We start from the raw sequence: 8,708 nt of genomic DNA on the forward strand, positions 1-8,708 counted from the left end.
TTTCTCTTAGATGCGAAGGAGGGAACGAAACATCGCTCGAGCGCTTAATTGGCGAGTGACCAGCGAGTCAATCGAAGTATCAATGACCCGCTCCGCCTGTGCAAGGGCCTCTCCCGGCAGGGGAGTGGGCGGCGCGTGTGCGGGATCTTCAAAGTGCAATAAAAGTTCTAAGGTGGAGGGATGAACCACACCCACCGCCTCGCCAGGGTGGCGGCAGGGCTCGCAGAGCAGACCCTCGCCACTGCGGGCAAAACGCGCCCGGTCGAGCTCTTGAGCCGCCGTGCCACAGCGCGCGCAGCCGGCGATCGAGGGGGCCAGCCCGTACAGGCTGAGCAGGCGCAACTCAAAATGATGCACGAGGCTCAGGATGGCGACATCATCGTCGCAGCGGGGAAGGAAGGTGAAGAGCTGGCGCAAAAGTTCAAACATCGCGCGAGCATCTTCACCCTCCCGCCAGGTCTCCCGGACGAGCTCGGTGGCGTAGCTCGCCGCGCTCAGGGTTTCCAAGCGCTCTTCCAGGCCCGGATAGTCCTCGCTGACCTCCAGCTCCTGGAGCGTGGCCAGGTCGCCGCGGACCGGTGAGGTGTAGACGGCCTCCACCAGACGCAGCGGCTGAAGCGCTCCGCCAAAGCGCTTGCGGCTGGTGCGGGCGCTGCGCGCGATCGCCGAGAAGCGCCCGGCATCTCGCCCCAGCAGCGTGACGATCACGTCGCGCTCCCCGTAGTCGACGGTGCGTAAAATGAAGGCGGGTGAGATGCGGGTGGCCATGCCAGTCCAGAATCAGGCGTCTTTCGGGGCGTAACGATCGATGAGGCGGCCGACCTCGGGGAGCGCTTCTTTGACGTGCTTCTCGGCCTGGCCGCGCAGCTTGCCGTAGGTCGACTTCAGCAGCTTGTTGTCGGCGCGCTCGGCGCGGGCATCGGTGATGCTCAAGAGATCGTTGGCGGCGCGATCTTCGTGCTGCTTGAGGTAGGCTTCAAAGGTGGAAAGCGCGGCGTTCTCCACGTAGTCCTGGTAGAGCGGGTTGAGCGCGCCGGTGAAGGAATCGAGGAGGTTGTCGATGGCCTCTTCGATCATGTTGGGCTTGACCTTCTTGACGACCTTGTAGCCGCCTTTAATCGCCATGCCCGAGATGCCGGACTTGGCGGCAACCTCGCGCTCAATCAGTGCCGCGGTGTCGTTGATCACTTTCTGGCGGTCAACCTGGGAGAGGCGTTCGGTAAGCGAGGTCATACAGGGTCTCCGAGTCATATGTCAGGCAAAGGCCCCTGGGCGAGTCAACCGGGATCGAGGGGCCGCACAGGCGCAGGTTCTAAACGTGATCAAAGGTGGGTGTAAAGCGCCCTGAGTCAACGCACGATGGCGGCGACCACTTCCTCGCCGGCCAACGCGCAGGGCGTAGGCCGGTCGTGGGCGTCGCGCAGGTTGAGCCGGGTGGTGGGCAAGCGCACGGTGAGCAGGTCGCCAAAGAAGGGGAGCGCGCGGGCGCTCTGAGCGACGCAGACGCCGAGCCAGCGGGTGAGCACGTCTTCGATCGGAGAGGGCTCCAGCGCCAGATGCTCGGCCATGGCCAGGCTCAGGTTGAGGTGGAGAGGGTCTTCGCGCTCATCGAACTCAAAGAGCTCGTCGGGCCAGTCGCGCCAGAGCACCAGGGGGCCCAGGCGCTCGGTGTCGAGCCCATGGCGAGCGAGCACGTGGCGACGCAGGTTGGCGTAGACGTCGTCGAGCAGCTCCGCGGCCAGGAGCCCGGCGCGGTCCCCGGGCGCCGGCAGGCGCCAGTCCTCGGGCAGGGTCATCGGGCTGCCCGGCGGCTCCTCGGCCTGCAGGTCGAGATCGACGCGGAAGTAATCGTCGATGCGCGCGCGCCAGGCGCGTTGCTGGCGCTGGCCCACCCAGGATTGCACCCCGAAGATGCCCTGGGTGGCGTCGTGATCGATGCGCAGCCAACGCCCCTGACCGATGTGGTTGACGAACTCCTCGTGGTCCATGCGCCCGTCGTCTTCGCCGCCGTAGTCCACGATCGACCAGGGCAGTGAGGTCAGCGTGTGGCGCAGTCGGGGGACCAGCAGGGGCTGGAGCGTGCGGCTGGTGGCCGCCGAGAAGTCGTCCGGGCGGAAGAGGATGAGCCAGTCGTCGACGTTCTCAAAGGGGAAGAGCATGGCCGCATCAAGCCAGGTGGCCCGACGCTCCCGATCAAAGAGCCAGACCTCTTGCTCGGGCGTCTCCAGGCGCTGGGAGCCCCGGGCCAGCGAGCGGGCGGGGAAGATGCGCTGCTCGGCCAGCCCCAAAACCGGCAGAATCAGGCGCTCGTAGGCGCTTTTCTGCTCGGAGAGCGCTTGCACAAAGGCCTCGGCGAAGGTGTCCGCCGTGGGGGAGAAGCAGCGCTCCGAGAGCACCTGACCCAGGAGCTCGAGCGCATCAGGAGGAGAGACCATCAGTCGTGCGCGTTAGAAGCGCCCCCCGAGTATCGCGCCGGCGCTCCGGCCGGTGAACATCGGGGCGATGTGCAGTGCTCCGGCGTCGGGCTCTGAGGCGCGTGGGTTCAAGAAGAGCATCGTGGCGCCGGCGGCGCCCAGTGCCACGCCGCCGGCCAGAAAGGCCACGGTCAGGGTCTGGTGGGTACGAAGCTGGCTTACATCATCGTTGCGGCTTTGCGCGCCGGCGTACACCGGGTGTGCGGTGCCTTCGGTGCGGCTCACTTCGAGTCGCTCCAGGGTGTCGTCGATCAGCAGACCGCTGCCAAAGAGCGCACTCGCCGCCAGCGCCACGCCGCCGGCGCCGACCAGCGACCAGGCCATCACGTTGGATGCGGGCTCGGCAGCCTCGGGAGGGGCCGCCAGCGGCGCCGGGGCCGGGGCCGGGGTGGCTTCGGGGGCAGCGTCGCGCTCGGCGATGGCCGCTTCGAGCTGCCCGCGCAGCTCGGGCAGGTCCTCAAAACGCCCGTCCTGCGCCATCGTTTCGGCGTAGATGTCGAGCATGCGCAGCGCCTCATCGAGCTTACCCATCCCCTGGTAGGCCAGGATCTGGTTGTAGCGGTAGATAAGGTTCGGATCGTGGGCAAAGGCCTGCTCCAAAAGGTCGACGGCGCGGCCGAAACGCCCCTGGCTGTAGGCCTCGCTGGCCTCCTGATAGAAGGCGGTGGCGCGCTCGTGGGCATCGTCCTGAGCAAAGGCTGCCGTCGGAGCGAAGAGCAGGCTGGTGGTCAGCAGCAGGGCCAGAAGGCGATGTCGAGGAGCAAAGAGAGTCATGGCAATCATCGCTTATCACCCGGGGAAGAGGTCATCAAGAAGGCGCTGCACGCACGACGTGTCTGCGCACGCATTAACACCATCACCGCAGCCGGCAACGCGGCGTCGGCGCGCAAATGGAGCAATCCAGAGACGATTCATGGCAGGTCCCTCCCAGGGCATAGAACAGGCGTTCGTCGAATCAATGCCTCGAACTCTAGCCCTTACGCCCCGGCGAGTCTACCGGGGGGCTCGGGGGGGCAAAGGGAGGGGGGGAGGGGGGAGCGCCCTGAGTGCGCTCGGGTTGAGCCCGAGCCCGAGCCCCACCAGCCCTCCCCACCCACACGCTTCGCCCCGCCCGAGCTTCGCCGAGCCTTCCGACCCAGACCGCCCCTGCCCCCCGGGCGGTCCGCCCCCCTCCCCTGCCAGACACCCTCTGGCCCGACAGGGGGTCCAACCCCCTCCTCTGCCAGACACCCTCTGGCATCGGAGCCTTATTAAGCCTCCGGGACCAGAGGCCCTCTGGCATCGGAGCCTTAGTAAGCCTCCAGGACCAGAGAGCCTCTGTCGCCGGAGGGGGTTCACCCCCCTGCGAGGTCGAGCCACCTCCGAGCCCGCGCACAAAAAAGCCCCCCGCACAGCGGCGAGGGGCTATTCGTTCGTGCAGGCATTTATGCGTTCACTCGCTTACGCATGTTTGCCCTTATGCCACAACAGGCGGCGGCGCATCGGCCTCCTCCGTCGAGAGCTCGCCAGCGTCCTGCTCTTCACCCGTCTCCGGGTTCACATCGCCGATGGCACGACGACGACGTTGGGCGTCGAGCACCCGGGCCTGCTGCTCGCGCAGCGGCGCCAGAATATGCTCCCGCGTCTCCATCGCCGCCACGTCGTCCAGATCCACAAAGTTCGCCAGCACCATGATCGCCACAAGACACGTGGCCTCATGCAGCTCCTCGCGCCGGGCCATGACCTGATCCCAGGTCGTGCGCTCGGTCTTCTGGCGACGCAGCTCCTCCGCAAAATCCGCCACTCGCCCGCGGAAACGCGCGACATCACCCTCCAGCCCCACCCGCGCCACGTCATCCCGCAACGCTCCGCCGAACTCGGCGATCATGGCCTCCATCACGCCCAGCTGATCCTCGAAGCTCAACCGAATCACGTCAGCTACCCCGCGCCGAAAGAGCGTTTGCTCGATCCGCGCCGCCGCCTCACTCACCTCCGAGCTCGCGCTCCGCGAGCGAATCGCCACAAAATCACGCAGGTCGGTGATCATCACATCGAGCTCCCGATCGATCACCACCGCCTCGCCGCGGGCCTGCGAGACGCCCTCTTTATGCTGGTTGTACGCCAGCTCGGCGGCCAGCGCCCCGCGCCCCAGCTTGAGCGCGCGCTCGATCTGGGCGCGAAGCGCGTCCTTCTGCCCCTGGCTCAGGCCCTGGCACCCGGCCACCCGCTCGGCCACCTGCTCCAGCCCGAAGACATGGCGCCCGGCGCCCATCCGACGAAAATTCACATCACTCGACACGACTCCCTTCATCACAAACCTCTCTCTTCAAACAGGTTTGTGCCGCCCCGACCGCGCGCTCAAGCCGAACCCCTCGGCCCGTGCAGGACGACCCATGAATTTCCATTCACCGCCGGGCGCACAGGCACCGAGCGCCCCAGGACGAAACCAGCGGCGTCGTCAGGGATTCGCGGTAGCGCTGCTACAGCTTCATCCCTGCCTCCTTGCTGGATTTCGCCCTGGATACGCTCGGGTCGGCGGGTTCGAGGTCGAGGTCGAGGTCGAGCCCGAGTTCGAGGTCGAGTACGAGGTCGAGGTCGAGGTCGAGGTCGAGTCCGAGCCCGAGCCCGAGCACGAGCACGAGGTCGAGTACGAGTACGAGGTCGAGGTCGAGGTCGAGGTCGAGGTCGAGGTCGAGGTCGAGTACGAGGTCGAGTCCGAGCACGACGCAAAACACCCCACCTCCAGCGTTTGCCGGGGGTGGGGTGTTTTTAGATGGGACGCGTTCCCGAAGCCCGAGTTTATGGCGTGTAAGGCCAGGCGACGGGGGTGGGGGTGGAGGTCTGGTTGGCCACAGCCGGGTCGCCCAGCTGCCCGGAGATGTTCAGGCCCCAGCAGCGCATGATACCGCCGGCGATGCCGCAGGTATGCTCACGGCCAGCGGCGATGGCGGTCCAGTCTTCCCGCGGTGCGGTGATGAGCGTGGGGTCGGCGGTGGATGTGGCATCTGGTGGGAAGGTCAGGTTGAAGCCCAGCCGACCATTGTCAGCACGCCCCCAACAATAGGCCTCGTTCGCGGCGATGGCGCAGGTGTGCTCGGTGCCAGCGGTGATCTGAGAGAAGCTAAAACCGCTCACCTGGGCTACATCAGGCGCAGAACTGTGGCCGTTTTGGCCCGAGTCACCATTGCCCCAGCAGTAAGTTCGGTTTTCAGAGCCAACATCCACCACTGCACAGGAATGCGATCCGCCTGCCGCAATAATCAACGTGGTTGAGCTCGGCGCCCCTGGCGCCCCCTGAACTTTTACAGGCCCTGAGCTCGCCCCCAAAACCCCATCCAACCGCCCATTCGCCGGATTCCCCCAACACCACCCATTCGCCCCCTGAGCCGTCACCGCACACGTATGCGCATCGCCGGCGGCGACCGCCACGAAGGTGTCGATCGGCGTCGGGTCATCGGGGTTGATGATGACCCTGTGACGTTGGTTGGCGGCGGGGGTGTCGGTGCCGAGTTGTTGGTCGCTGTTTTCGCCCCAACAATAAAGTGCATTTGCACCGGTCAGTGCGCAGGTATGCTCGGTGCCAGCTGCTACTGAAACCCAGTCGGTATCAGTGCCGATTTGATGCGGGTTAACATAGTTGAGGGTGCTGCCAGATGTTGGATCGATCTGTTTCTCATTGTTGCGTCCCCAACACCACAAACTCCCATCCTCCTTAACTCCACAGGTATGCTGCCCACCCGCGCTCACCTGAGTCCACACGCCATCACCGGCCACTCGCGTGGGCTGGCTGCGCTGGGTTGTGGAGCCGTCGCCCAGGCGACCGCTGCCGTTATTACCCCAACACCACAACGTGCCGTCGTCGAGGATGCCGCAGGAGTGCTCGGCGCCGGTGGCCACCTGCGTCCAGGTCGGGGCTTCATACGTGAACGTATAAACCTGCTCCGGCAAACAATGCTCCGGCTCCAGACCGGTAGCGCAGGCGTTGACTGTGATGACCACCTCGGCCACGCCCGCCGGGAAGGCCAGCCCCTCACACTCCAGCGTGTCGCCCCCGCCGTCGGTGCAGGTCGTGGAGGTCGTGATCGTGCAGTCCTCGCGGGTGCAAAAACTCTCAAGCTCGGGCGGGTGACTAAAGGTATGATCGCCCGTCGCAAACCCCTGCAGCTCGGCATCAAAGGCGTAGCGCACATCGAAGGTTTTTGAGGCGCTCGTGCTTTGCTCGTCGAGGGAGGTGTTGACGGTGAGCGTCCAGCTGCCCTCGGCGTTGAGCTCGTTGGTGGTGAGCTCGATCGACTCGGCGCACTCAACAGGCGTCACTACCTCGCCGCCTTCAAAGCTCAGGGTGCAGGCATCCAGGGTGCAGCCCTGGGGGGCGCATTCGACGCCAAACGTCACGCTCCCGGTGTCGGGATCGAGAATGAAAGGCCCCTCCTCGCCAGAGATCTCCAGGGTGAGTTCGGGGGGGAGGTCGGTGTCGGTATCGGGATCAGCGTCGGCGTCGGGGGTGATGTCGGTGTCTTTGGGCGTCGCGACGCCGTCGCCGCCGCAGCCCACGGCGAGTAAGGTGAGTGCAATAAAGACCACACGAAAGTACGACATGGCAGGGCCCTCCCGGTGCTGTGTCAGGTTGATATGAAGAGCCCCAGACTTAGCCCGGATGGCCGCTGCGGGGCAAGCCCATCATGAAACCACCCCACCGCCAGCGTTTGCCGGGGGGTGGGGTGGTTTCATGATAGAGCAAATTGCCCCGAGCACGAGCACGAGCACGAGGTCGAGTACGAGGTCGAGGTCGAGTACGAGCACGAGCACGAGGTCGAGGTCGAGGTCGAGGTCGAGCCCGAGTACGAGTACGAGCACGAGTTCGAGGTCGAGGTCGAGCCCGAGTACGAGTACGAGTTCGAGGTCGAGGTCGAGTTCGAGTACGAGGTCGAGGTCGAGCCCGAGTACGAGTACGAGCCCGACGCAAAACACCCCACCTCCAGCGTTTGCCGGGGGTGGGGTGTTTTAATGATCGGACGTGTTACCGAAGCCCGAGTTTATGGCGTGTAAGGCCAGGCGACGGGGGTGGGGGTGGCACCGCCGGCGGCGGGGTTGCCCAGCTGCCCAATGTTGTTTCGCCCCCAGCAGTACATGGTGTCATCAGCAATACCGCAGGAGTGCTCACTACCGGCAGCGATGCCAGACCAGCCAATCAATTCACCACTGACTTCGGTGGGTGTGGTGTTTGTGCTTTGGCTGTGACCGAGGCGTCCTTCACTCGCACGTCCCCAGCAATATGCAGTTTCATCGGCGATTGCGCAGGTGTGTTCAGCGCCAGTGGTGATATCGTTTATGTTGGATACATTCAGTATTTCGCGAACTAATGGAGGGCTGCTGTGTCCCACTTGTCCCGAACCACCATTTGTACCACTTCCCCAGCAGTAAGTTCCCGGATTAAAGCTACCGGAAACAATCGCACAAGAATGGGTTCCACCCGTCGCGATAAAATCGGTGCTAGAACCAATGCGGGAAACTGGACTGCCGACAGCCCTGGGGGCACTATCCCCCGTCGGCTCCCCATCCAACTGCCCATCCGTGGGATCGCCCCAACACCACCCATTCGCCCCCTGAGCCGTCACCGCGCAGGTATGCGCATCGCCGGCGGCGACGGCCACGAAGGTGTCGATGGTGGTGCCGCCGCTGGTGATTTCCACGCGAGTGCGGTCGTCGACGGGGGTGCCGGTGCCGAGTTGTTGGTCGCTGTTTTCACCCCAACAATAGAGGGTGTTTCCATCGGTCAGTGCGCAGGTATGTTCGGCGCCAGCCGCTACTGAAACCCAGTTGGCATCAGTGCCGACTTGATGCGGGTTGGCGTAGTTGAGGGCGCTGCCAGATGTTGGATCGACCTGTTTCTCATTGTTGCGCCCCCAACACCACAAACTCCCATCCTCTTTAATCCCACAGGTATGCTGCCCACCCGCGCTCACCTGAGCCCACACGCCATCACCAGCCACTCGCGTGGGCTGGCTGCGCTGGGTTGTGGAGCCGTCGCCCAGGCGACCGCTGCCGTTATTACCCCAACACCACAACGTGCCGTCGTCGAGGATGCCGCAGGAGTGCTCGGCGCCGGTGGCCACCTGCGTCCAGGTCGGGGTTTCATACGTGAACGTATAAACCTGCTCCGGCAAACAATGCTCCGGCTCCAGCTCGCCGGCGCAGGCGTTGAGCGTGATGACCACCTCGGCCTCACCTTCGGGGAAGGCCAGCCCCTCACAG

The 8,708-nt window shown here is 64.9% G+C and carries 9 protein-coding genes; 1 reads left to right on the forward strand and 8 read right to left on the reverse strand.

The features are described 5' to 3' along the window. Nucleotides 1–6: 6 nt before the first annotated feature. From recO to DL240_RS09615, 7 genes are all read right to left on the reverse strand, one after another. Nucleotides 7–768, reverse strand: coding sequence for a DNA repair protein RecO (recO, locus tag DL240_RS09585; RefSeq protein WP_111729654.1), 762 nt, complete (start codon nt 766–768; stop codon nt 7–9). A gap of 12 nt (nt 769–780) precedes the next feature. Continuing rightward, nucleotides 781–1,233 carry a DUF6918 family protein gene (locus DL240_RS09590; protein WP_111729655.1) on the reverse strand — a complete coding sequence of 151 codons (453 nt, stop codon included), beginning with the start codon at nt 1,231–1,233 and terminating at the stop codon, nt 781–783. Between the two features lie 116 nt (nt 1,234–1,349). Next, nucleotides 1,350–2,435, reverse strand: a complete 1,086-nt coding sequence (locus DL240_RS09595) for a hypothetical protein (RefSeq protein WP_111729656.1) — start codon at nt 2,433–2,435, stop codon at nt 1,350–1,352. A 12-nt stretch (nt 2,436–2,447) separates the two neighbouring features. Continuing rightward, nucleotides 2,448–3,257, reverse strand: a complete 810-nt coding sequence (locus DL240_RS09600; RefSeq protein ID WP_111729657.1) for a hypothetical protein — start codon at nt 3,255–3,257, stop codon at nt 2,448–2,450. Nucleotides 3,258–3,930: 673 nt separating this feature from the next. Then, nucleotides 3,931–4,764: a hypothetical protein gene (locus tag DL240_RS09605; RefSeq protein ID WP_111729658.1), complete on the reverse strand. Its 834-nt coding sequence runs from the start codon at nt 4,762–4,764 to the stop codon at nt 3,931–3,933. 169 nt (nt 4,765–4,933) lie between these two features. Next, nucleotides 4,934–5,176 carry a hypothetical protein gene (locus DL240_RS19970; protein WP_158542463.1) on the reverse strand — a complete coding sequence of 81 codons (243 nt, stop codon included), beginning with the start codon at nt 5,174–5,176 and terminating at the stop codon, nt 4,934–4,936. Between the two features lie 76 nt (nt 5,177–5,252). Continuing rightward, nucleotides 5,253–7,052, reverse strand: coding sequence for an RCC1 domain-containing protein (locus DL240_RS09615; RefSeq protein WP_111729659.1), 1,800 nt, complete (start codon nt 7,050–7,052; stop codon nt 5,253–5,255). 117 nt (nt 7,053–7,169) lie between these two features. Here DL240_RS09615 and DL240_RS19975 point away from each other — a divergent pair, with 117 nt between their 5' ends. Next, nucleotides 7,170–7,502, forward strand: coding sequence for a hypothetical protein (locus DL240_RS19975; RefSeq protein ID WP_158542464.1), 333 nt, complete (start codon nt 7,170–7,172; stop codon nt 7,500–7,502). On the opposite strand, the gene DL240_RS09625 is transcribed toward DL240_RS19975, so the two are convergent. Further along, nucleotides 7,490–8,708, reverse strand: a 1,219-nt coding sequence (locus DL240_RS09625; protein WP_111729661.1) for an RCC1 domain-containing protein, incomplete at its 5' end; no start/stop codon positions are given. The two genes, DL240_RS19975 and DL240_RS09625, sit on opposite strands and share 13 nt — an antisense overlap.

Source organism: Lujinxingia litoralis, from assembly GCF_003260125.1.
GTDB lineage: Bacteria > Myxococcota_A > Bradymonadia > Bradymonadales > Bradymonadaceae > Lujinxingia > Lujinxingia litoralis.

Coding starts and splice junctions, on each gene's coding strand:
- recO (WP_111729654.1), bottom strand. CDS start 768: ATGGCCACCCGCATCTCACCCGCCTTCATTTTACGCACCGTCGACTAC.
- DL240_RS09590 (WP_111729655.1), bottom strand. CDS start 1,233: ATGACCTCGCTTACCGAACGCCTCTCCCAGGTTGACCGCCAGAAAGTG.
- DL240_RS09595 (WP_111729656.1), bottom strand. CDS start 2,435: ATGGTCTCTCCTCCTGATGCGCTCGAGCTCCTGGGTCAGGTGCTCTCG.
- DL240_RS09600 (WP_111729657.1), bottom strand. CDS start 3,257: ATGATTGCCATGACTCTCTTTGCTCCTCGACATCGCCTTCTGGCCCTG.
- DL240_RS09605 (WP_111729658.1), bottom strand. CDS start 4,764: ATGAAGGGAGTCGTGTCGAGTGATGTGAATTTTCGTCGGATGGGCGCC.
- DL240_RS09615 (WP_111729659.1), bottom strand. CDS start 7,052: ATGTCGTACTTTCGTGTGGTCTTTATTGCACTCACCTTACTCGCCGTG.